The sequence below is a fragment of the Kribbella sp. NPDC043289 genome, from assembly GCF_056436705.1.
On the sequence record NZ_JBWKCB010000006.1, the window covers coordinates 160,000 to 182,329 of the forward strand.

The window sequence follows — 22,330 nt, forward strand, 5'->3', positions numbered from 1 at the left end:
CGTGCCGGACAGACCTCGCGTCAGACGCTGCGGGCAGCCACCAGATCGCAGAGGGCGTCGAGGGCCTGGCGGCCGGGGCCGTCGGGCAGGCTGGCCAGGAGCTTGCGGGCGTCGGCCGCGCGGCGGCGTACGTCGTCCTCGGCCTGGCGGAACGCGGCGTGCGAGCGGAGCAGCTCCAGTGTCTCGGATAACCGGGCGTCGTCGGACAGATCGGAGTCCAGCAGCTCCAGCAGACGGGCGTCGGCGGGGTCCGCCGGGTCCGCCTGGGCGCGGAAGATCAGCACCGGAAGTGTCGGTACGCCCTCGCGGAGGTCGGTGCCCGGGGTCTTGCCGGACTGGTCGGACTCCGAGGCGATGTCGAGGATGTCGTCGGCGAGCTGGAAGGCCACGCCGATCTCCTCGGCGAACGTCCGCAGCGACTCCTGGATCTCCACCGAGGCACCGGCGAAGCGGGCGCCGAAGTGGACGGACGTCGCGAACAGCGAACCGGTCTTGTCGGCGATCACCGACAGGTAGTGCTCGAGCGGGTCCTGGCCTTCGCCGACGCCGAGGGTCTCGCGGATCTGACCCTCGACCAGCCGGCCGAACGTGCGGGCCTGGATCCGGACCGCCTCCGGGCCGAGATCGGCGACCAGGTCCGAGGCGCGGGCGAACAGCCAGTCGCCGGACAGGATCGCGATCGAGTTGTCCCAGCGGGCGTTCGCCGTCGCCGAGCCACGGCGCAGCGCCGCCTCGTCCATCACGTCGTCGTGGTGCAGCGTCGCGACGTGCGTCAGCTCGACGACCGCCGCGGCCGTCACGACCTCCGGAGAGGCCGGCTCCGGACCGAACTCGGCCGCCAGCATCACCAGCATCGGCCGGAACCGCTTGCCACCGACGAACATGACGTTCTGGGCGGCGGCCGTGACGAACGGCGCCTCGGACTGGGTGGAGTCACGCAGCGCCTGCTCGACGGCCTCCAGCCCAGCACGAACCCGGGACTCGAGCGCCGCATCGGCGAACTCGAATCCCAGGCTCTCGGCCGGCAGCGGGGTCGGACTCAACGGATGAACTCACCAGCTCGGGCCGCCAGGTCCAGCACCGGTCCGGGGACCAGACCGAGGACGACAGTGGCGGCGAGACCCAGCGCCACGGCGCTCGTGGTCTGCCATCCCGGCAGGGCCACGTCCGGCGAGTCGGCCGGCAGGTCGGAGAAGAACATCAGCACGATCACGCGGACGTAGAAGAACGCGGCGACCAGGCTGGACAGCACCGCGACCACGACCAGCGGCCACGCGCCACCCGACCAGGCCGCGCTGAAGACCGCCCACTTGCCGGTGAAGCCCGCGGTCAGCGGGATGCCGGCGAAGGACAGCAGGAAGAACGCGAAGATCCCCGCCAGCAGCGGCGACTTCTTGCCCAGACCCGCCCAGCGGGACAGGTGCGTCGCCTCGCCACCCGCGTCGCGGACCAGCGTCACGACCGCGAACGCGCCGATCGTCGGGAAGCCGTACGAGACCAGGTAGAACAGCACCGCCTGGGTCGAGGTGATCCCGTTGTGGTTGCCGCTGCTCACCTGCGACAGGCCGACGAACGCGGTCAGCAGGAAGCCCGCGTGCGCGATCGACGAGTAGGCCAGCATCCGCTTCACGTCCGACTGGGTGATCGCCACGATCGAACCGACCACCATGGTGAGGATCGCGACGATCCACATCATCGGCGCCCAGTCCCAGCGGGTGCCGCCGAGGGCGACGTAGAAGACCCGCATCAGACCGACGAACGCGGCGATCTTGGTGCAGGCCGCCATGAACCCGGTGACCGGCGTCGGCGCACCCTGGTACACGTCCGGCGTCCAGGAGTGGAACGGTACGGCGCCCACCTTGAACAGCAGGCCGACACCCAGCAGACCGGTTCCGGCCAGCAGGATCGTGTCGCCACCGGTCTGCGTGGCCAGCGCGTCCGAGATCCCGCCCAGCGACATCGTGCCGGAGTACCCGTAGAGCAGCGCGATGCCGAACAGCAGGAACGCCGAGGAGAAGGCGCCGAGCAGGAAGTACTTCATCGCGGCTTCCTGCGAGATCAGCCGGCGGCGGCGCGCCAGCCCGCAGAGCAGGTACAGCGGCAGCGAGAAGACCTCGAGCGCGACGAACAGCACCAGCAGGTCGTTCGACGCCGCGAACAGCATCATGCCGCCGACCGCGAACAGCGTCAGCGGGAAGATCTCGGTGTGCTCGATGCGCGCCGCCGTACCCTCGCGCTCGGCCTCGGAGCCCGGTACGGCGGCCGCCTGGCCGGCGAACGCCGACAGGCCACCGTCGACCGAACGCTCGGCGAACAGCAGCACGCTGATCAGCGTCAGCGCCAGCAGGATGATCCAGGTGAACAGCGCCGGTCCGTCGACCGCGATCGCACCCTGGGCGGCGATCAGTTCCTTCTTACCGTCGATCAGGATGCCGGTCAGGATGCCGGCCGCGACGATCGCGACCACGGCGATCGCCAGCTGCACCAGGTGCCGCAGCTGCCGCGGCAGGAACGCCTCGACCAGCACGCCGATACACGCCGCCGCGAAGAGCACGAGCAACGGCGACAGCTCGTTGTACTCGATCTTCGGCGCTGTGAAATCCGCCAACGGCAGCAACAACGCGCTCACTTCTGTCCCTCCGTCGCGGGGATCTCCGGGGCCGGGTCGGTGACGCCCACATGCTGCATGGTCGCGTCGACCGCCGGCTTGATGATGTCGACGATCGGCTTCGGGAAGATCCCGAGCCCGATGATCAGGACGACCAGCGGTGCGATCGCGAAGATCTCACGCTTGTTCAGGTCCTTGAGCTTCTCGATCCCGTCGCGGACCGGGCCGGTCATCGTGCGTTGGTACATCAGCAGGATGTACAGCGCGGCCAGCACGATACCGAGCACCGCGATCACCGCGATCACCCGGTGCTTGCTGAACGTCCCGGCCAGCACCATGAACTCGGAGATGAACGGCGACAGCCCCGGCAGCGCCAGGCTGGACAGGCCGGCGAACAGGAACGTCCCGGCGAGCACCGGTGCGACTTTCTCCACCCCGCCGTAGTCGGCGATCCGCGCGGACCCGCGCCGGGAGACCAGGTAGCCGGCCACCAGGAACAGTGCCGCGGTGGAGAGACCGTGGTTGAACATGTACAGCGTCGATCCGGTCAGGCCCTGCGACGTCAGCGCGAAGATACCCATCACGATGAAGCCGAAGTGCGAGATCGAGGTGTACGCGATCAACCGCTTGATGTCGGTCTGGCCGATCGCCAGCAGGGCGCCGTACAGGACCGAGACCAGCGCCAGCACCAGGACCACCGGGGTGGCCCACTGGGACGCGTTCGGGAACAGGCCCAGGCAGAACCGGATCATCCCGAAGGTGCCGATCTTGTCCAGGATGCCGACCAGCAGCACCGACGTCCCCGGCGTCGCCTCACCGGCCGCGTCCGGCAGCCAGGTGTGGAACGGCACCATCGGCGCCTTCACCGCGAACGCGAACATGAACCCGAGGAACAGCCAGCGCTCGGTGTTCTGGCTCATGTCCAGCTTCATCATGTCGCTCAGCAGGTACGACGGTGCGCCCTGCTTGGCCGAGACGACGTACAGGCCGACGACCGACGCCAGCATCAGCAGACCGCCGAGCAGCGAGTACAGCAGGAACTTCACCGCGGCGTACGAACGCTGCGGGCCGCCGAATCCACCGATCAGGAAGTACATCGGGATCAGCGTGGCCTCGAACAGCACGTAGAACAGGAACACGTCGGTCGCGGAGAACACGCCGATCGACAGCGCCTCGAGGCCGAGGATCCAGGCGAAGAAGGACTTCTCCGACCAGCGGCCGTGCTGCGCGTCGTTCCAGGACGCGATGATCACGATCGGCGACAGCAGCGCGGTGAGCACCACCAGGACCACACCGACACCGTCGAGGCCGAGCGCGTAGTGCGCGCCGAAGGCCTTGATCCAGGTGTGCGTCACCGAGTAGTCCTCGGGACCGTTGCGGTGGTAGCCGATCGCGATGATCGCGGCCAGCACCAGCGTCACGAGCGAGAACCCGAGCGCGACCTGCTTGGCCGTCAGCGCCTTCGCCTTCGGCACCAGCATCGTCGCGATGGCCCCGACGAACGGCAGGAGCAGTAACAGGGTCAGCCAACCGATGTTCACGACAACCTCACCGCGAGGAGGGCGACGACCACGAATGCGGCGCCGAAGACCATGCTGAGTGCGTACGAACGGACGAAGCCCGTCTGGACCCGGCGGAGCCGGCCGGACAGACCGCCGAACAGTGCGGCCAGCCCGTTGACCAGGCCGTCGATGCCCCGGTTGTCGAGCCAGACCAGCGTCCGGGTCAGGTACTGCCCCGGGCGCATGAAGACCGCCTCGTTCAGCGCGTCGCCGTACAGGTCACGACGCGCGAACTTGGTGATCGGCGAACCGGCCGGCGCCTCGCGCGGCACCTCCCGGCGGTACATCAGCACCGAGATCGCGATTCCGACGGCGACCACCGCGAGGGTGATGATCGTCATCACCACGGCGCTCACCGGCGCGTGCGCCTCTTCGTGGCCGACCACCGGCTCGAGCCAGTTCACGATCCAGTGCCCGGCGAAGTACAGCGCACCGCCGGCCAGCGACAGCGCGGCCAGGATGATCAGCGGCCAGGTCATCAGCTTCGGCGACTCGTGCGGGTGCACGTCCTCGGCCCAGCGCTTCTTGCCGAAGAACGTCATGATCATCACCCGCGTCATGTAGAACGCGGTGATACCGGCGCCGAGCAGCGCGCACAGACCGATCACCGTGTTGTCCGCGAACGCGGCCTCGATGATCTTGTCCTTGCTGAAGAAGCCGGCCCACGGCGGGATGCCGAGGATCGCCAGGTAACCGAACGCGAACGTGACGAAGGTGATCTTCATCGGCGTCCGCAGGGCACCGTAGTGGCGCATGTTCACGTCGTCGTTCGTGCCGTGCATCACCGAGCCGGCACCGAGGAACATGTTCGCCTTGAAGAAACCGTGCGTGAGCAGGTGGAAGATCGCGAACACGTACCCGGCCGGGCCGAGGCCCGCGGCGAGCATCATGTAGCCGATCTGGCTCATCGTCGAACCGGCCAGCGCCTTCTTGATGTCGTCCTTGGCGCAACCGATGATCGCACCGGCGAGCGCGGTGACCGTACCGACGATGACCACCGCGGTCGAGGCCGCTTCGGTCTGCTGGTAGATCGCGCCCGAGCGCACCACCAGGTAGACGCCGGCGGTGACCATGGTCGCCGCGTGGATCAGCGCCGACACCGGGGTCGGGCCTTCCATCGCGTCCAGCAGCCAGGACTGCAGCGGCACCTGCGCGGACTTACCGCAGGCCGCCAGCAGCAGCATCAGGCCGAGCAGCGTGGCCCAGGTCTTGGTCAGCTGGTCGGCACCCGCGAACACGGTGCTGAAGGCCGAGGAGCCGAAGACGACCCACATGCTCATCACCGCGAGCGAGAGGCCGATGTCACCGACCCGGTTCACCACGAACGCCTTCTTCGCGGCGACCGCGGCCGAGTTCTTGTGCTGCCAGAACCCGATCAGCAGGTACGACGCCAGACCGACGCCCTCCCAGCCGACGAACACCAGCAGGTAGTCGGCCGCGAGCACCAGCAGCAGCATCGCCGCGACGAACAGGTTCAGGTACCCGAAGAACCGCCGCCGCCGCGGGTCGTGCTCCATGTAGCCGATCGAGTAGATGTGGATCAGCGAACCCACACCGGTGATCAGCAGCACGAACAGGATCGACAGCGGGTCGATCAGCAGACTGAACTCGACCTTGATGTGGCCGACCGAGAACCACTCGAACAGGTTGACCGTCTCGGACCGCTCGTCACCGGACAGGCCGCGCATCTGGAAGAACAGCACGACGCCGCAGGCGAAGGAGATCAACGGCGCCAGGGTGCCCAGCAGGTGACCCCACGCGTTGGTGGCCTTGCCACCGAGCAGCAGGATCGCCGCGGACACCGCCGGTACCGCGACCAGCAGCCACGTCAGCTCATGACTCATCGGTGCTTACCTCAGTACTTGAGCAGGTTGGCGTCGTCGACCGAGGCCGAGCGACGGGTGCGGAAGATGGCCATGATGATCGCCAGCCCGATCACGACCTCGGCCGCGGCCACCACCATCACGAAGAAGGCGGCGATCTGGCCGTCGAGGTTGCCGTGCTGGCGGGCGAAGCTGACGAACGCGAGGTTGGTCGCGTTCAGCATCAACTCGACACACATGAAGACGACGATCGCGTTCCGGCGGACCAGCACGCCGAGCGCGCCGATACTGAACAGGATCGCCGAGAGCACGATGTACGGCTCGGTACTCACTTGTCGTCCTCCTCAACCGGGTACTCGCCGTCGTTGGTGAGCTCGCGCACCTCGTCGACGTCCGCACGCTCTTCGGCTTCGGGGAACACGGTGCCACGTGCCTGGAGCACGCGCGAAACCGAGGTCGGCGCGATCGACCCGTCCGGCAGCAGGGCCGGCGTGTCGACGGCGTTGTGCCGGGCCAGTACGCCGGGAGTCGGCAGCGGACCCGGGTGGATCCCCTGGTCGGCGTACTTGCGGATCCGCTCCTCGGCGTGGTCGCGCTGCGTCTTCTTCTTGGTCAGCCGCTCGCGGTGGGCCAGCATCATGGCGCCCATCGCCGCGGTGATCAGCAGCGCCGAGGTGACCTCGAACGCCCAGACGTACTTGCCGAACAGCAGTGCCGCGATCGCCTTCGGGTTGCCGTCCGGCTGCGCGTCGGTCAGCCCCAGCGGGTTGCCGTAGACCGCGCTGCCGACCGCGGCGACCAGCAGGATGCCGAAGCCCAGGAAGGCGATGCCGGCGAGCAGTCGCTGCCCGCGGATCGTCTCGACCAGCGAGTCGGACGCGTCGACGCCGACCAGCATCAGCACGAACAGGAACAGCATCAGGATCGCGCCGGTGTAGACGATGATCTGCACCGCGAACAGGAACGGTGCGTCCTGGGCGGCGTACTGCACCGCCAGGCAGATCATCACCGTCGCCAGCAGCAGTGCCGAGTGCACCGCCTTACGGACCAGCACCATGCCGATCGCGGCCAGGATCATGACCGGAGCCAGCATCCAGAACGCGACCTGCGGGCCGGTGACCAACGGCATCATTTGGCGTCACTCCCCTCGGCCGGTGCGGCCGCGCCGGTGAGACCGAGGTAGTAGTCCTTCTCGGTCGCGCCGAGCTGCATCTCGTGCGGCGGCTCCTGCATGCCCGGGAGCATCGGCGCCAGCAGGTCCTTCTTCTCGTAGATGAGGGACTCGCGGCTGGTGTCGGCCAGCTCGTACTCGTTGGTCATGGTGAGCGCCCGGGTCGGGCAGGCCTCGATGCACAGACCGCAGAGGATGCAGCGCAGGTAGTTGATCTGGTAGACCCGCCCGTACCGCTCGCCCGGCGAGAACCGGCCGCCCTCGGTGTTGTCCGCGCCCTCGACGTAGATCGCGTCCGCGGGGCAGGCCCACGCGCACAGCTCGCAGCCGACACACTTCTCGAGCCCGTCCGGCCAGCGGTTCAGCTGGTGCCGGCCGTGGAAGCGTGGGGCGGTCGGCTTCTTCTCGAACGGGTACTCCTCGGTGAACACCTTCCGGAACATCGTCCGGAAGGTGACCCCGAACCCGGCTACCGGGTCCCAGAGGGACTCTTTGACACTAGCCACGGCTGCCTTCCTTGCTCCGGCTGTCGGTCTCGCTTCGGCTCGGGACGTTCTCGAGCGGTGGGGGCACCGGGAAGCCGCCGGCGAAGGCGTCGAACTCCTCGCCGTCCGCGACCTCGGTGTTGTCTTCCTTCGGCTTCTGCGGGATGAACATCGTGACGATCGCGATCACCAGCACCACCGCGGCGGCGACCAGCAGCGTCGTCCGGCTGAAGTTCGTCTCCCGGCCGACCGCGCGCACGGTGGCGACCAGCAGGATCCAGGCCAGCGAGATCGGGATCAGGATCTTCCAGCCGAGCTTCATGAACTGGTCGTAGCGCAGTCGCGGCAGCGTTCCGCGCAGCCAGATGTAGAAGAAGATGAAGCACATCAGCTTGCCCATGAACCACAGCACCGGCCAGTAGCCCGAGTTCGCGCCGTCCCACAGGGAGATCGGCCACGGAGCCCGCCAGCCGCCCAGGAACAGCGTGGTGGCCAGGGCCGACACGGTCGCCATGTTGATGTACTCCGCCAGGAAGAACATCGCGTACTTGATCGAGGAGTACTCGGTCAGGAAGCCGGCCACCAGCTCGCCCTCGGCCTCGGGCAGGTCGAACGGCGCGCGGTTCGTCTCGCCGACCATCGAGACCACGTAGATCACGAACGACGGGAAGAGCAGGAACGCGTACCACCCGGGCAGCGGGATCGACGCCCCGAACCAGTGCACGGTCTGGTGCGACTGCGCCGCCACGATCTCCGAGGTGGACATCGAGCCGGCGAACAGGAACACGGTCACCAGGGCCAGGCCCATGGCGACCTCGTACGAGATCATCTGCGCGCTGGACCGCAGACCACCGAGCAGCGAGTACGTCGAGTTCGACGACCAGCCACCGAGGACGATGCCGTAGATACCGATCGAGGCGACCGCCATCACGTACAGCACCGAGACCGGCAGGTCGGTGAGCTGCAGCCGGGTGTAGGTGTCGGTGAACGGGATCCGCACCGTCGGGCCGAACGGGATCACCGCGAAGGTGAGGAAGGCCGGGATGGCGACGATCGCCGGCGCCAGGATGAAGACCAGCCGGTCGACACCCTTCGGCATCAGGTCTTCCTTCAGCATCAGCTTCACACCGTCGGCCAGCGACTGCAGCAGACCCTGCGGGCCGTGCACGTTCGGGCCGATCCGCTGCTGCATCCGCGCGACCACCCGGCGCTCCCACCAGATGTTGAACAGTGTCAGCACCACGAGGAAGACGAAGATGAAGAGGACCTTGATGAGGATCACCCACCAGGGGTCGTGACCGACCCCTGCGTCGGGTACCGCCAAAGCCATCATGCCCGTCCTCGCTTCGCTGCGGGCGCGCATGATGCGGGCATGCTGGCTTGGATGATGAACTCGCTACGCTCGTTCATGAGTTCCCTCCGGCGATCGTCACGATCGAGCCATGGTCTGCGTGCAGCGACCGGCGGACGTGGGAGTCGGCCGAGTTGGTCGGCAGCCAGACCACGTTGTCGGTCATCGGGGTGACCACCACCGGCAGCCGGATGCTCCCGGCGTCGGTGCTGACCACCAGCTCGTCCCCGTCGACGACACCGGCGCGGTGCGCGGTGGTGAGCGAGATCCGGGCGACCGGCTTGCGCGCGGTCGCGGTCAGGTGTGGCTCACCGTCGCAGGCGCGGCTGTCGTCGATCAGCATCCGCCAGGTCGCGAGCCGGGTCGAGTCGAACGCCCCGAGCGCCGGAGCAGCCTGGTACGTCGGCTCCTGCGCGCGGTCGCCGTCCCAGCGCCCGAGCTCGTCGAACTCCTGCTTCGCGCCGGCCGGCGTGCTGAAGCCGAGCGAGTGGCCCATCTCCTGCGCCAGCGCGGCCAGCGCACGGACGTCCGGCATCGCGGTCGGCACCTTGAGCACCACCGGGAACGGCCGCTCGCGGCCCTCCCAGTTCACGAAGGTGCCGGACTTCTCCACCGTCGGAACGACCGGGAAGACGACATCGGCGTACTCGGTCACCTGCGAGTTGCGGACCTCGAGGCTGACCACGAACGGTGCCGCCGCCAGTGCGGCCAGCGCCGCCGCCGGGTCCGGCAGGTCGTCGATCTCGACACCCGCGACGACCAGCGCACCCAGCGCACCGGCACCCGCCAGAATCTCGGTCAGGTCCTTGCCGTTCTCGCCCGGGAGGTTGTCGATACCCCACGCGGCCTGCAGGTCGACCCGCGCGTGCGCGTCGCTGACCAGCCGGCCACCGGGCAGCAGGCCCGGCAGGCAACCGGCCTCGAGCGCGGCCCGGTCACCCGCGCGCCGCGGGATCCAGGCCAGCTGAGAACCGGTGTCGAGCGCCAGCCGCAGCGCGGCCGAGTACCCACCCGGCACCGACGCGAGCCGCTCGCCGACGACGATCACCGAGTCCGCACCGAGCGCGGCCCGGGCAGCAGCCCCAGCCTCACCGGCGTTCCCCAGATCACCGAGTACGGCAGCCTCGGTGCCCGGCGAAGTGTGGACGACGACGCCGTCCAGCTTCTCCACACCGCGGGATGCGTACGCCGCGATCGTGAACACCTTGGTGCCGTGGTTCTTCACGCCCTTGCGGACCCGGAGGAACACCGACGGCGACTCCTCCTCGGGCTCGAACCCGGCGAACAGCACCGAGTCGGCCTTCTCGAGATCCGCGAACGTCGTACCCAGGCCGGCGCCGGCCACCGCGGCGGCGAGGAAGTCCGCCTCCTCCGCGGAGTGCGGGCGGGCCCGGAAGTCGATGTCGTTGCTGCCCAGGGCGACCCGGGCGAACTTCGAGTACGCGTAGGCGTCCTCGAGCGGCAGCCGGCCACCGGTCAGCACCGCAGCGTTGCCGCGGGCCGCGGTCAGCTTCTCCGCCGTGAAGGTCAGCGCCTCCGGCCAGGACGCCGGCCGCAGCTCGCCGTTCTCGCGGATCATCGGGTGCGTCAGCCGGTCACCGGTGGTCGCGTACTGGAACGCGAAGCGGTCCTTGTCGGAGATCCACTCCTCGTTGACCTGCGGGTCGTCACCGGACAGCCGGCGCATGACCTTGCCGCGCCGGTAGTCGACCCGGATCGCCGCACCGGACGAGTCGTGCTCGGCCACCGACGGCACCGACACCAGGTCGAACGGCCGCGAGCGGAAGCGGTACGCCGCACTCGTCAGCGCACCGACCGGGCAGATCTGGATGGTGTTGCCGGAGAAGTAGCTCTCGAAGGGCTCCTTCTCGTAGATGCCGACCTGCTGCAGCGCGCCCCGCTCGATCAGCGCGATGAACGGGTCACCGGCGATCTGCTCGGAGAAGCGGGTGCAGCGCGCGCAGAGGATGCAGCGCTCGCGGTCCAGCAGCACCTCGGCCGAGATGTTGATCGGCTTCGGGTAGGTCCGCTTGATGCCGTGCGACTCGTGGAACCGGGACTCGCCGCCGCCGTTGGTCATCGCCTGGTTCTGCAGCGGGCACTCGCCGCCCTTGTCGCAGACCGGGCAGTCCAGCGGGTGGTTGATCAGCAGGAATTCCATCTGCCCGCGCTGAGCCTTCTCGGCCACCGGCGAGCTCACCTGGGTCCGGACCACCATGCCGTCGGCGACGGTGATCGTGCAGGAGGCCTGCGGTTTCGGCATCCCGCGGCCGTTCCCGGCGTCGGTGATCTCGACCAGGCACTGCCGGCAGGCGCCGACCGGGTCGAGCAGCGGGTGGTCGCAGAACCGCGGGATCTGGGTCCCGATCTGCTCCGCGGCGCGGATCAGCAGGGTGCCCTTCGGAACCTTGACCTCGATGTCGTCGATGGTCACGGTCACCAGGTCGGTGCGCTCCACCTCCGTGGAGGCCGGCGGGTTCGCTTGGATCGTCATGCGCTAGCTCCAGCAGTCGCGAAGACAGTGCTTGCCATCGGGTCGAACGGGCAGCCGCCGTTCTCGAAGTGCGCCAGGTACTCGTCCTTGAAGTGCCGGATCGAGCTGCTGATCGGCGCGGTCGCACCGTCGGCCAGCGCGCAGAACGAGCGGCCGGTGATGTTCTCGCACAGGTCCAGCAGGGTGGCCAGGTCCTCTTCGGTGCCCTGACCGCGCTCGAGGCGCTCGAGGATCTGCACCAGCCACCAGGTGCCCTCACGGCACGGGGTGCACTTGCCGCAGGACTCGTGCTTGTAGAACTCGGTCCAGCGCAGCACCGAACGCACGACGCAGACCGTGTCGTCGAAGATCTGCAGCGCCTTCGTCCCGAGCATCGAACCGACCGAGCCGACACCCTCGTAGTCCAGCGGTACGTCGAGGTGCTCCGCGGTCAGCAGCGGCGTCGACGAACCACCAGGCGTCCAGAACTTCAGCTCGTGGCCCGCGCGGACACCGCCGGCCAGATCGATCAGCTCGCGCAGCGTGATACCCATCGGGGCCTCGTACTGCCCCGGGCGGGTGACGTGCCCGGACAGCGAGTACAGCGTCATGCCCTTGGACTTCTCGGTGCCCATCGAACCGAACCAGTCCGCACCGTTCTTGATGATCACGGGAACGGATGCGATCGACTCGACGTTGTTGATGACAGTGGGGCAGCCGTACAAGCCCGCGACCGCGGGGAACGGAGGACGCAGCCGAGGTTGACCGCGACGACCTTCCAGCGAGTCCAGCAGCGCCGTCTCCTCGCCGCAGATGTAGGCGCCGGCGCCGGCGTGCACGATCACGTCCAGGTCGTAGCCGCTGCCGAGGATGTTCTGGCCGATGTAGCCGGCGTCCTTGGCTTCCTGGACCGCCTGCTGCAGCCGGCGGATCACGTGCAGGACCTCACCGCGGACATAGATGAACGCCGCGGACGCGCGGATCGCGTAGGACGCGATGATGACGCCCTCGACCAGCGTGTGCGGCGAAGCCATCATCAGCGGGATGTCCTTGCAGGTACCCGGCTCGGACTCGTCCGCGTTCACGACCAGGTACTTCGGCTTCGGGTTGTCCTGCGGGATGAAGGACCACTTCATGCCGGTCGGGAAGCCCGCGCCGCCACGGCCGCGCAGTCCCGAGTCCTTGACCGTGGCAACGACATCGGCCGGCTGCATGGTGAGCGCCTTGCGCAGGGCGTCGTACCCGCCGGTGCGCTGGTACGAGGCCAGCTGCCAGGCGTTGATCTGGTCCCAGTTGTCGGACAGCACCGGGGTCAGCACGTCGGTCATGGTCAGCCCTCCTTCGGGGTCTCGGAGCCGTTCGGGGCCGACCAGTTGCGCTCGCGGGCCAGGCGGAGGCCGGCCAGCGAGGCCTTGCCACCGGTCGGGCCCTCGTCGGCGCGGCCGTCCGGGTATCCGGCGAGCACCCGCTCGGCCTCGCGCCAGGTGCAGATCGTCGCACCGCGCGGCGACTTCACCTCGGTGCCGTCCCGCAGGTCGTCGACCAGCTGGGTGGCGCTCTCCGGCGTCATGTCGTCGAAGAACTCCCAGTTCACCATCATCACCGGCGCGTAGTCGCAGGCGGCGTTGCACTCGAGGTGCTCGAGGGTGATCTTGCCGTCCTCGGTGGTCTCGTCGTTCCCGACGTCGAGGTGCTGCTTGAGCCGCTCGAAGATCAGGTCGCCACCCATCACCGCGCACAGCGTGTTGGTGCAGACGCCGACGTGGTAGTCACCGACCGGGCGGCGCTTGTACATCGTGTAGAAGGTGGCCACCGCCGACACCTCGGCGCCGGTCAGCCCGAGCACCTCGGCGCAGGCTTCGATGCCCTCCGGGGTGACCCGGCCCTCGACCGACTGCACCAGGTGCAGCATCGGCAGCAGCGCGGACCGGCCGACCGGGTACCGGGCGGCCAGCTCGCGCATCTCTGCGATCGTGGTCTCGGTGATCTTCGAGTCGCCGGTGCTGTAGGGCACCGTCTTGTCGGTAGAAGTCGTGTGGTTCTCGGCCATTTAGCGGTCCACTCCACCCATCACCGGGTCAAGGCTGGCGACGGCGACGATCACGTCGGCGACCTGGCCGCCCTCGCACATGATCGGCATCGCCTGCAGGTTTGCGAAGGACGGGTCACGGAAGTGCACCCGGAACGGCTTGGTGCCGCCGTCGGAGACGACGTGCGCACCGAGTTCGCCACGCGGCGACTCGATCGCCACGTAGGCCTGCCCGGCCGGCACCCGGAAGCCCTCCGTGACCAGCTTGAAGTGATGGATCAGCGCTTCCATCGACTCGCCCATGATGTGCTTGATGTGGTCGAGCGAGTTGCCCATCCCGTCGGCGCCGACGGCCAGCTGGCTCGGCCAGCCGATCTTCTTGTCGGCCACCATCACCGGCTGGCCTTCCATCTTCTCCAGCCGGCTGACGCACTGCTCGATGATCTTCAGCGACTCGTGCATCTCCTGCAGCCGGACCCGGAAGCGTCCGTACGAGTCCGAGCTGTCCCAGGTGGGGACGTCGAAGTCGTAGGTCTCGTAGCCGCAGTACGGCTGGGACTTGCGCAGGTCCAGCGCGTAGCCGGTCGAGCGCACCGTCGGGCCGGAGATCCCGAGCGCCATGCAGCCGGCCAGGTCGAGGTACCCGACGTTGCCGAGCCGGTGCTTGAAGATCGGGTTCGCGTTGCAGAGCTCGGCGTACTCCGGGAGGTGCTTGTTCATCCAGGTGATGTACTCGCGGATCGAGTCCAGCGCACCCGGCGGCAGGTCCTGCGCGACGCCGCCCGGCCGGATGAACGCGTGGTTCATCCGCAGCCCGGTGATCAGCTCGAACAGGTCCAGGGTCTTCTCACGCTCGCGGAAGCCGATCGTCATCACGGTCAGCGCGCCGATCTCCATACCGCCGGTGGCGATACAGACCAGGTGGCTGCTGATCCGGTTGAGCTCCATCAGGAGCACCCGCATGACGTTGGCCTTCTCCGGGATCTCGTCCTCGATCCCGAGCAGCCGCTCGACGGCCAGGCAGTACGCCGCCTCGTTGTAGAACGGCGACAGGTAGTCCATCCGGGTGACGAACGTGACGCCCTGCGTCCAGGAGCGGAACTCCATGTTCTTCTCGATACCGGTGTGCAGGTAACCGATGCCGCAGCGGGCCTCGGTGACCGTCTCACCGTCGAGCTCCAGGATCAGCCGGAGCACGCCGTGCGTGGACGGGTGCTGCGGGCCCATGTTGACGACGACGCGCTCTTCCGGCTCCTCGCCGAGGCCGGCCACGACCGAGTCCCAGTCCTGGCCGGTGACGGTGAAGACCTTGCCCTCGGTGGTGTCCCGAGTGGTCGCGTAAGGGTCTGTAGTGGTCATCAGTTGTACGACCTCCGCGTGTCGGGCGGTGGGATGACAGCGCCCTTGTACTCGACGTCGATACCGCCGAGCGGGTAGTCCTTGCGCTGCGGGTGACCCGGCCAGTCGTCGGGCATCTGGATCCGGGTCAGCGCCGGGTGTCCGTCGAAGATGATGCCGAAGAAGTCCCAGGTCTCGCGCTCGTGCCAGTCGTTGGCCGGGTAGACCGAGACGATCGACGGGATGTGCGGGTCGCCGTCGGGCGCCGACACCTCCAGCCGGATCCGGCGGTTGTGGGTGATCGACAGGAAGTGGTAGACGGCGTGCAGTTCGCGGCCGGTCTCGTGCGGGTAGTGCACCCCGCTGACGCCCGAGCAGAACTCGAACCGCAGCGCCTCGTCGTCGCGCAGGTGCTGGCAGACCTCGACCAGCTTCTCGCGCTGGATGTGCAGCGTCAGCTCGCCGCGGTCGACGACGACCTTCTCGATCGCGCCGTCACCGACGAGCCCCTCGAGGCGCTCGGTGGCGCCGTCGAACCAGCCGCCGTACGGCTTCGGGGTCGCGCCGGGCAGGACGACGTCGCGCTTCAGACCGCCGAACCCAGAGGTGTCGCCGGTGCCGCGGACACCGAACATGCCCTCGCGCTCCTCGATGACCTCCGGCCGCGAGACCTGCGCCTCGTCCGGGGTAACCGGAAGATTTTCGGAGTCGCTCACCGCAGCAGACCCTTCATCTCGATCGTCGGCGCGGCGGTCAGGGCCGCGGCCTCCTGCTCGGTCTGCAGCGCCTTCTTGTGCGCGCCGAGCTTCATGTGCTGGATCTGGTCGTGGATCTTCAGGAAGGCGTCCAGCAGCATCTCCGGCCGCGGCGGACAGCCGGGCAGGTACATGTCGACGGGTACGACGTGATCCACGCCCTGCACGACGGCGTAGTTGTTGAACATGCCGCCCGAGGACGCGCAGACGCCCATCGCCAGCACCCACTTCGGGCCGGGCATCTGGTCGTAGATCTGGCGCAGCACCGGAGCCATCTTCTGGCTCACCCGGCCGGCCACGATCATCAGGTCGGCCTGCCGCGGCGAAGCCCGGAAGACCTCCATGCCGAACCGCGCGGCGTCGTACCGCGGGGCGCCGGTGGTCATCATCTCGATGGCGCAGCAGGCCAGCCCGAAGGTTGCCGGCCACAACGAGGCCTTACGCATGTAGCCGAGCAGTCCTTCGACGGTGCTCAGCAGGACGCCGGCCGGAAGCTGTTCCTCAAGACCCATGTCAGTCCCACTCCAGTCCGCCGCGGCGCCACACGTAGGCGTACGCGACGAAGACGGTGACGATGAAGATGACCATCTCGACCAGCCCGAACAGGGCCATCTGGTCGAACGCGACCGCCCACGGGTAGAGGAAGATGATCTCGATGTCGAACACGATGAACAGCATCGCGGTGATGTAGTACTTCACCGGGAAGCGTCCACCGCCGACCGGCTGCGGAGTCGGCTCGATACCGCACTCGTACGAGTCCAGCCTGGCCCGGTTGTACCGCTTCGGGCCGACCAGTGCACTCACGGCGATGCTGCCCGCTACGAAGAGCGCCGCGAGCACTGCCAGAGCGAGAATCGGTGTGTAGGGGTGCATCGCTGCGTGCTCCCTCCTTCAGCCGGTGGTCTTGTGTGTCGTGTCTTTCAGGACAGTCCCGTTACCAGGACTGTGTTATCAGTACCGCTGTGGCTCAGCTCACTCGCCCCGCCGGTCAGGCCGCGGGGGCGAGCTTGGTGAGGCCGTTGATGATCTTGTCCATCACGTCCCCGTCGCGCGGGTCGGTGAGGTTCGCAAGCAACTTCAGGGTGAACTTCATCAGCGTGGTGCGCGGCAGACCGTACTTGGTGCACAGCCGCATCACCTCCGGATTTCCGATCAGCTTCACGAAGATCCGGCCGAGTGTGTAGTAGCCGCCGTACTCCTGCTTCAGCGCCTTCGGGTACGCCGACAGCGCGCGCTCCCGCTGGTTCGGCTGCCGACGCAGCGCCTGGGCGGCGACCTCGGCGGCGAACGCCCCGGACTCCATCGCGTACGGGATGCCCTCGCCGTTGAACGGGTTGACCATGCCGCCGGCGTCGCCGAGCAGCATCAGGCCGCGGGTGTAGTGCGGCTGCCGGTTGAAGCCCATCGGCAGCGCCGCCCCGCGGATCGGGATGGTCTGGAACTCGTCGCGGAACTGCCACTCCTCCGGCGTGTTCTTCAGCCACGCCTTCAGCAGGTCGGCGTAGTCGACCTTGCCGAACGCGTCAGAGGTGTTCAGGATGCCGAGGCCGACGTTGACCGTGCCGTCGCCCATCCCGAAGATCCAGCCGTACCCGGGGAGCAGGACCTGCTGGCCCGGCTCCTTGGGGTCGTCGGCCCACAGCTCCAGCCAGGACTCGAGGTAGTCGTCGTTGGTCCGCGGGCTGGTGAAGTACGTCCGGACGGCGACGCCCATCGGGCGGTCGTCACGCTTGTGCAGCCCCATGGCGATGCTCAGCCGGGACGAGTTGCCGTCGGCCGCCATCACCAGGGGCGCCCGGAACTCGACGTCGTCGCCGGCCCGCCGGCCGTTGTCGTCGACCGGCTTCGCGGTGACGCCGACGATGTGGCCGCGGTCGTCCAGGACCGGGCCGCTGACGTTGGTCCGCTCGCGCAGCCGCGCCCCGGCCTTCACGGCCTGCCGGGCGAGCATGTCGTCGAAGTCCATCCGGTTCCGGGTCAGGCCGTAGTTCGGGTGGCTGGACAGGTCCGGCCAGTCGAGCTGCAACTGGTGCCCGGCGCCCTGGATGCGGAGGCCGTAGTTGCGGATCCAGCCGGCGTCCTCGGAGATGTCGATGCCCATGTTGATGAGCTGCTTGGTGCCGCGCGGGGTGAGCCCGTCGCCGCAGACCTTCTCCCGCGGGAAGGCGGTCTTCTCCAGCAGCAGGACGTCGAGACCGGCGTTCGCCAGGTGGTACGCCGCGGCCGATCCGGCCGGTCCGGCGCCGACGACGATCACATCGGCGGTCTCCGCCTGCTGCCCGCTCGGCACGCTCTGGCTCATCTCTTTCCCGGCCTGGAAGTTGGGGGCGTGTGCGCTCGTGAAGTGATTCACGAAGCCTCTACACCCGACAGTCTAGGACTGCCTGACGTGGACACGAAACTCGCCCCAACGCCCTTGTTGGCAAGCGATTTACGCTTAAATTCCGTTGCGTAATTAACTGGGCCCGTTTTCCCTTAGCGCGGCTTCACGCCGCGGTGGATGGCCACCAGACCACCGGTCAGGTTCCGCCACTGCACCCGGTTCCAGCCGGCGTCCTCGAGCGCCCGGGCCAGCGGCTCCTGCGGCAGCCAGGCGCGGGTCGACTCCGCCAGGTACTCGTACGCCTCCGGGTTGGTCGACACCACCTTCGCCACCGCCGGCACCGCCCGCATCATGTACTCCAGGTACACCACCCGGAACGGCTTCCAGGTCGGGTGCGACTGCTCCAGTACGACGAGCCGCCCGCCGGGCCGCGTCACCCGGAGCATCTCCCGCAGCGCGAGCGGTACGTCGTTCACGTTCCGCAGCGCCCAGGAGATCGTCACCACGTCGAAGGTCTCGTCGGCGAACGGCAGCCGCAACGCGTCACCGGCGATCAGGTCGAGCTCGGGGTACCGCCGCTTGCCGACCGTGAGCATGCCGACCGAGAAGTCGCACGACACCACGTCGGCGCCGGCCTCCCGCAACTTGATGCTCGACGCCCCGGTCCCGGCCGCCAGGTCGAGGATCTTCAGACCCTTCCGGGGGGCGATCTCGGCCAGCGTCGCGGGCCGCCAGTAGAGCTTCTCCAGCCCCATGGTGGCGACCGCGTTGGTCCGGTCGTACCCCTCCGCCACGTTGTCGAACATGGCGGCTACCGCCTGCGGATCCTTGGTCAAGTCGGCACGGCTCACCTGTCTAGTTGATCACGGGCTGGAGTGGCACCGAAATTCGCTGGACATCCGGCAGGCATACCCTTGCCTTTCGTGAGTGCATCTCCACGGTGGGGGACGGCCGTCGCAACCCGGGGCCGCAGCGCGAGCGAGGAGTGGTGCCGTGAGTTTGTCTGAGCCGATCCGCAGCCAGGCTCCCCGCCTGGTGATCAGGAGCCAGCCGGTCGAGGGAGTCTCGGCGGACCTGCTGGATCATCTGCCGGCCGCCGGCGGTCTGGCCTGGGTCCGGCGCGCCGACGGGCACGTCGGCTGGGGCGTCGCCGCCCGCCTCGACGTTGCTGGGAGCAACCGGTTTCAGCAGGCCCAGGCCTGGTGGCAGGAGCTCACCGCCGCCGCCGTGGTCCGCGACGAGGTCGGCGTACCAGGCTCCGGACTGGTCTGTTTCGGATCCTTCGGGTTCACCGACCAGGACCCGGGTGAGCTGGTCGTTCCCGAGGTGATCGTCGGCCGTCGCGGTGACACCGCCTGGGTGACCACGGTCTCGCCGGCCAGTTCGCTGGCCGCGGCGCCGCACCTGATGGTGCACGAGCCGTCCCCGGTGCACGACGTCGCGTTCTCGGACGGCGCCCGGACCGGGACCGACTGGTCCGGCATCGTGGCCGACGCGGTCCGGCGGATCACCGCCGGCGAGCTCGACAAGGTGGTGCTGGCCCGCGACCTGATCGCGATCGCCGACCAGCCGATCGATCTGCGCTGGCCGCTGCACCGGCTCGCGACGGCGTACCCGAACTGCTGGACGTTCTCCGTCGACGGGCTGATCGGCGCCACACCCGAGCTGCTGGTCCGCCGGGAGAAGGGCCTGATCACGTCCCGCGTACTGGCCGGCACGATCCGGCGTACCGGCGACGACGCGCACGACCTCGCGCTGGCCGCGTCGCTGGCACGGTCCTCGAAGGATCTCGAGGAGCACGAGTTCGCGGTCCGCTCGGTCGCCGACGCGCTCGAGCCGCACTGTACGTCGATGAACGTCCCGGAGACCCCGTTCGTACTGCACCTGCCGAACGTGATGCACCTGGCCACCGACGTCGCCGGCGTCGCGAACAACGGCGCCTCGGCCCTCGGACTGGCCGCCGCCCTGCACCCGTCCGCGGCGGTCTGCGGTACGCCGACCCCGGTGGCCCGCGACCTGATCGGTGAGATCGAGGGTATGCAGCGCGGCCGGTTCAGCGGACCGGTCGGCTGGATGGACGCGGCGGGTGACGGCGAGTGGTGCATCGCGCTGCGCTGCGGCCAGGCCGACCCCGACGACCCGCGCCGGGTGCGGCTGTTCGCCGGCGCCGGCATCGTGGCGGGGTCGAACCCGGACGCCGAACTGGCCGAGACGAACGCCAAGCTGGTGCCGATGAGAGACGCGTTGGGAGACTGATGGTGAAGCTCACGAAGTTCGCGCATGCCTGTGTCCGGCTGGAGAAGGACGGGAAGACGCTGCTCGTCGACCCGGGAGCGTTCAGCGAGGACGCCGCCTTCGAGAAGGCCGACGCGATCCTGGTCACGCACGAACACCAGGACCACCTCGACGTCGACCGGGTCGCGGCCCTCGACGTGCCCGTCTACACGAACGCCGGCGTCGCCGCGCAGCTGACCGCCCTGGGCGATCGGGTGCACGTGGTCGAGGGCGGGCAGTCGTTCGAGGCGGCCGGCTTCTCGGTCAGTGCCTACGGCAAGGACCACGCGGTGATCCTGCCGGAGTGGGGCGTGCCGTGCGAGAACATCGGCTTCCTGATCGACGACGCCGTCTACCACCCGGGCGACTCGTTCACCCAGCCGGACCGTGCGGTGCACACCAACCTGGTGCCGATCTCGGGCCCGTGGTTCGCCCTGCCGCCGGCTGTCGACTACGCCCGGTCCGTCCGGGCGGAGCAGCTCGTCGGCATCCACGACGGCCTGCTCAGCCAGATCGGCCTGAGCATGTTCCCGCGGTTCTTCAACTCCGACGACCGACCGTACCTGGGTCTCACCCCGGGCGAATCCGTCGAGATCAGCTGAACTCGACGTCGACGAAGTCGGCCACCGGGCGGTAGCCCGCCTGGTGGTAGATCTTGTTGGACGTCGGGTTGGCCAGGTCCGTGTACAGGCAGGCCTGGTTGCTGTCGGCAAGGATCAGCGCGCTGACGTGGCTGGTGAGCGCACCGGCGTACCCGTGCCGCCGGTGCTCCGGGGGCGTGTAGACCGGGCCGACGCGGCAGACGCCGAAGAGGGCCGTGTGGTAGCCGGCCATACTGACCGGCTTGCCGCCGGCCTCCCAGATCCACATCGTTTCGCGCTCCAGTTGGCGCTCGGCCCATTCGCGGAAGCCGCTGGACAGTTCTTCGGCGAAGCCGTCCTTGCCCCAGGCGGCGACGATGTCGACCTCGTCGGCCCGCATCGGCCGCGGGCCTCCGGCGTCGGCCAGGAGTGGCGTGAGCTCGATCAGCTTGTGCAGCCGGGTACCGCGCGTCTCGGTCGCCTGGCCGCCACGGAGCTCACACCAACGGCGGGCGAATCGCAGCGCGGCCGGGCGGTCCCCCGCGACGGCTGGCAGCTCTCCGAGTACGTCGGCGTACGCGTCGGCGATCGGCTCCGCGAGGTCGGCCGGTAGCGCACCGAGGTACACCCCGCGTCCCGGCGTACGCATCGCGACACCGACCACGTCCGGGTCGTGCACGGAGACGAAGTACGACGGCTCGGACTCGGGCCGCGCGATTGCGTTCGCGCGCTCGTGGACGTTGCTCATGATGATCGTGTGCAGCACCGGATCCTTGTGCAGGAAAGGGAACACGGTTTCTTCGAATTTCCGCGGATCACTGGTCACCCGGACGTCCATGCCCGGAGAGTACGCCTGCACGGGGCGGACGGTCGTCCGGATTTACACTGCGACCATGTCCACCACGCGGTTGTTGCTGCTCGGCGTCGTGCGGATCTTCCAGCCGGCGTACGGGTACCAGCTGCGGCGGGAGCTGATGACCTGGAACGTGCAGGCGTGGGCGAACATCAACCCGGGCTCTATCTACACCGGGCTGCGCACGCTCGCCAAGCACGGCTATCTCCAGGAGCTCGAGCAGGACGGCGTGCACCGGCCCGGCCGGACGTCGTACAAGCTCACCACGGACGGCGAGACCGAGTACTTCTCGCTGCTCCGCGGCATGCTGTGGACCGTCGACGGCTTCCACCCGGACAAGATGCAGGCCGCGCTGAGCTTCCTGTGGTCGCTGCGCCGCGACGAGGTCGTCGCCGCGCTCGAGGCCCGGATCACCCAACTGGAGGCCTGGCTGAAGGCCGAACCGTTCTCCGAGCGCCAGATCCTCGAGGACCCCGGGACGCCGAACCACGTGGTCGAGATGTTCCGGATCACCACTGCCCGGGATACCGGTGAGCTGGGGTGGACCCGGGATTTCCTCGGCCGGATCCGGGACGGCGCGTACGCGTTCGCGGGCGAACCGGCCGACTGGAAGCCGTACCCCGGCATGGTCACGCACTGGGGCGAGATCCCCGATCCACCCACCACCTGAGTGCCTCCGGAGATGTCCCCAGGGTGATTAATCA

21 protein-coding genes are annotated in these 22,330 nt (G+C 68.4%); 3 read left to right on the forward strand and 18 right to left on the reverse strand.

Annotation, left to right across the window (positions count from 1 at the left end):
• Positions 1-20 precede the first annotated feature (20 nt).
• The 17 genes from AC0662_RS31495 to AC0662_RS31575 form a co-directional block, all read right to left on the reverse strand.
• A complete protein-coding gene (locus AC0662_RS31495) occupies positions 21-1,043 on the reverse strand; it encodes a polyprenyl synthetase family protein (RefSeq protein WP_452193532.1) in 1,023 nt (340 codons plus the stop codon).
• On the reverse strand, positions 1,040-2,629 hold the full coding sequence (gene nuoN, locus AC0662_RS31500; protein ID WP_452193530.1) for an NADH-quinone oxidoreductase subunit NuoN: 1,590 nt from the start codon (positions 2,627-2,629) through the stop codon (positions 1,040-1,042). Before nuoN ends, AC0662_RS31495 begins: the two co-directional genes overlap by 4 nt.
• The gene (locus AC0662_RS31505; RefSeq protein WP_478305193.1) at positions 2,626-4,149 is read right to left on the reverse strand and encodes an NADH-quinone oxidoreductase subunit M; all 1,524 of its coding nucleotides are present in this window, start codon (positions 4,147-4,149) and stop codon (positions 2,626-2,628) included. The genes nuoN and AC0662_RS31505 overlap by 4 nt, the downstream gene beginning before the upstream one ends.
• Entirely contained in the window at positions 4,146-6,014 is a 1,869-nt protein-coding gene (gene nuoL, locus AC0662_RS31510) for an NADH-quinone oxidoreductase subunit L (RefSeq protein WP_478305195.1), read from the reverse strand. The genes AC0662_RS31505 and nuoL overlap by 4 nt, the downstream gene beginning before the upstream one ends.
• An 11-nt stretch (positions 6,015-6,025) precedes the next feature.
• Positions 6,026-6,325, reverse strand: a complete 300-nt coding sequence (nuoK, locus tag AC0662_RS31515; RefSeq protein WP_355678169.1) for an NADH-quinone oxidoreductase subunit NuoK — start codon at positions 6,323-6,325, stop codon at positions 6,026-6,028.
• Entirely contained in the window at positions 6,322-7,125 is an 804-nt protein-coding gene (locus AC0662_RS31520) for an NADH-quinone oxidoreductase subunit J (protein WP_452193525.1), read from the reverse strand. The genes nuoK and AC0662_RS31520 overlap by 4 nt, the downstream gene beginning before the upstream one ends.
• Complete coding sequence (nuoI, locus tag AC0662_RS31525) at positions 7,122-7,670, reverse strand: NADH-quinone oxidoreductase subunit NuoI (protein ID WP_452193523.1); 549 nt, start codon at positions 7,668-7,670, stop codon at positions 7,122-7,124. Before nuoI ends, AC0662_RS31520 begins: the two co-directional genes overlap by 4 nt.
• A complete protein-coding gene (gene nuoH / locus AC0662_RS31530; RefSeq protein WP_478305197.1) occupies positions 7,663-8,979 on the reverse strand; it encodes an NADH-quinone oxidoreductase subunit NuoH in 1,317 nt (438 codons plus the stop codon). The genes nuoI and nuoH overlap by 8 nt, the downstream gene beginning before the upstream one ends.
• Before the next feature lie 76 nt (positions 8,980-9,055).
• Complete coding sequence (locus tag AC0662_RS31535; protein WP_452193519.1) at positions 9,056-11,494, reverse strand: NADH-quinone oxidoreductase subunit G; 2,439 nt, start codon at positions 11,492-11,494, stop codon at positions 9,056-9,058.
• Complete coding sequence (nuoF, locus tag AC0662_RS31540; protein ID WP_452193517.1) at positions 11,491-12,801, reverse strand: NADH-quinone oxidoreductase subunit NuoF; 1,311 nt, start codon at positions 12,799-12,801, stop codon at positions 11,491-11,493. Before nuoF ends, AC0662_RS31535 begins: the two co-directional genes overlap by 4 nt.
• A gap of 2 nt (positions 12,802-12,803) precedes the next feature.
• Positions 12,804-13,523, reverse strand: a complete 720-nt coding sequence (gene nuoE / locus AC0662_RS31545; RefSeq protein WP_452193515.1) for an NADH-quinone oxidoreductase subunit NuoE — start codon at positions 13,521-13,523, stop codon at positions 12,804-12,806.
• On the reverse strand, positions 13,524-14,861 hold the full coding sequence (locus tag AC0662_RS31550; RefSeq protein ID WP_452193514.1) for an NADH-quinone oxidoreductase subunit D: 1,338 nt from the start codon (positions 14,859-14,861) through the stop codon (positions 13,524-13,526).
• Positions 14,861-15,556, reverse strand: coding sequence for an NADH-quinone oxidoreductase subunit C (locus AC0662_RS31555; protein ID WP_452193513.1), 696 nt, complete (start codon positions 15,554-15,556; stop codon positions 14,861-14,863). The genes AC0662_RS31550 and AC0662_RS31555 overlap by 1 nt, the downstream gene beginning before the upstream one ends.
• Positions 15,553-16,107 carry a NuoB/complex I 20 kDa subunit family protein gene (locus tag AC0662_RS31560; protein WP_134120407.1) on the reverse strand — a complete coding sequence of 185 codons (555 nt, stop codon included), beginning with the start codon at positions 16,105-16,107 and terminating at the stop codon, positions 15,553-15,555. Before AC0662_RS31560 ends, AC0662_RS31555 begins: the two co-directional genes overlap by 4 nt.
• Before the next feature lies 1 nt (position 16,108).
• Positions 16,109-16,468, reverse strand: coding sequence for an NADH-quinone oxidoreductase subunit A (locus AC0662_RS31565; RefSeq protein ID WP_452193512.1), 360 nt, complete (start codon positions 16,466-16,468; stop codon positions 16,109-16,111).
• Positions 16,469-16,583: 115 nt separating this feature from the next.
• A complete protein-coding gene (locus AC0662_RS31570) occupies positions 16,584-17,897 on the reverse strand; it encodes a geranylgeranyl reductase family protein (protein WP_452193510.1) in 1,314 nt (437 codons plus the stop codon).
• Between the two features lie 173 nt (positions 17,898-18,070).
• Entirely contained in the window at positions 18,071-18,769 is a 699-nt protein-coding gene (locus tag AC0662_RS31575) for a demethylmenaquinone methyltransferase (protein ID WP_478305201.1), read from the reverse strand.
• Positions 18,770-18,911: 142 nt separating this feature from the next.
• On the opposite strand from AC0662_RS31575, the gene AC0662_RS31580 reads away from it, so the two are divergent.
• Both AC0662_RS31580 and AC0662_RS31585 read left to right on the forward strand, forming a co-directional pair.
• Positions 18,912-20,174, forward strand: coding sequence for an isochorismate synthase (locus tag AC0662_RS31580; protein ID WP_478305203.1), 1,263 nt, complete (start codon positions 18,912-18,914; stop codon positions 20,172-20,174).
• Positions 20,174-20,794, forward strand: a complete 621-nt coding sequence (locus AC0662_RS31585; RefSeq protein ID WP_478305205.1) for an MBL fold metallo-hydrolase — start codon at positions 20,174-20,176, stop codon at positions 20,792-20,794. Before AC0662_RS31580 ends, AC0662_RS31585 begins: the two co-directional genes overlap by 1 nt.
• On the opposite strand, the gene AC0662_RS31590 is transcribed toward AC0662_RS31585, so the two are convergent.
• A complete protein-coding gene (locus tag AC0662_RS31590; protein ID WP_478305207.1) occupies positions 20,787-21,611 on the reverse strand; it encodes a GNAT family N-acetyltransferase in 825 nt (274 codons plus the stop codon). The genes AC0662_RS31585 and AC0662_RS31590 overlap by 8 nt on opposite strands.
• Before the next feature lie 55 nt (positions 21,612-21,666).
• On the opposite strand from AC0662_RS31590, the gene AC0662_RS31595 reads away from it, so the two are divergent.
• Positions 21,667-22,296 (forward strand): PadR family transcriptional regulator, encoded by a 630-nt coding sequence (locus tag AC0662_RS31595; protein WP_452193500.1) that lies wholly within the window; start codon positions 21,667-21,669, stop codon positions 22,294-22,296.
• Positions 22,297-22,330 lie beyond the last annotated feature (34 nt).

Excerpts from the sequence above, each read along its gene's own strand:
- nuoL (WP_478305195.1), bottom strand. The coding sequence starts at position 6,014 with ATGAGTCATGAGCTGACGTGGCTGCTGGTCGCGGTACCGGCGGTGTCC.
- AC0662_RS31520 (WP_452193525.1), bottom strand. The coding sequence starts at position 7,125 with ATGATGCCGTTGGTCACCGGCCCGCAGGTCGCGTTCTGGATGCTGGCT.
- nuoH (WP_478305197.1), bottom strand. The coding sequence starts at position 8,979 with ATGGCTTTGGCGGTACCCGACGCAGGGGTCGGTCACGACCCCTGGTGG.
- AC0662_RS31535 (WP_452193519.1), bottom strand. The coding sequence starts at position 11,494 with ATGACGATCCAAGCGAACCCGCCGGCCTCCACGGAGGTGGAGCGCACC.
- nuoF (WP_452193517.1), bottom strand. The coding sequence starts at position 12,801 with ATGACCGACGTGCTGACCCCGGTGCTGTCCGACAACTGGGACCAGATC.
- nuoE (WP_452193515.1), bottom strand. The coding sequence starts at position 13,523 with ATGGCCGAGAACCACACGACTTCTACCGACAAGACGGTGCCCTACAGC.
- AC0662_RS31550 (WP_452193514.1), bottom strand. The coding sequence starts at position 14,861 with ATGACCACTACAGACCCTTACGCGACCACTCGGGACACCACCGAGGGC.
- AC0662_RS31560 (WP_134120407.1), bottom strand. The coding sequence starts at position 16,107 with ATGGGTCTTGAGGAACAGCTTCCGGCCGGCGTCCTGCTGAGCACCGTC.
- AC0662_RS31565 (WP_452193512.1), bottom strand. The coding sequence starts at position 16,468 with ATGCACCCCTACACACCGATTCTCGCTCTGGCAGTGCTCGCGGCGCTC.
- AC0662_RS31570 (WP_452193510.1), bottom strand. The coding sequence starts at position 17,897 with ATGAGCCAGAGCGTGCCGAGCGGGCAGCAGGCGGAGACCGCCGATGTG.
- AC0662_RS31585 (WP_478305205.1), top strand. The coding sequence starts at position 20,174 with ATGGTGAAGCTCACGAAGTTCGCGCATGCCTGTGTCCGGCTGGAGAAG.
- AC0662_RS31590 (WP_478305207.1), bottom strand. The coding sequence starts at position 21,611 with ATGGACGTCCGGGTGACCAGTGATCCGCGGAAATTCGAAGAAACCGTG.
- AC0662_RS31595 (WP_452193500.1), top strand. The coding sequence starts at position 21,667 with ATGTCCACCACGCGGTTGTTGCTGCTCGGCGTCGTGCGGATCTTCCAG.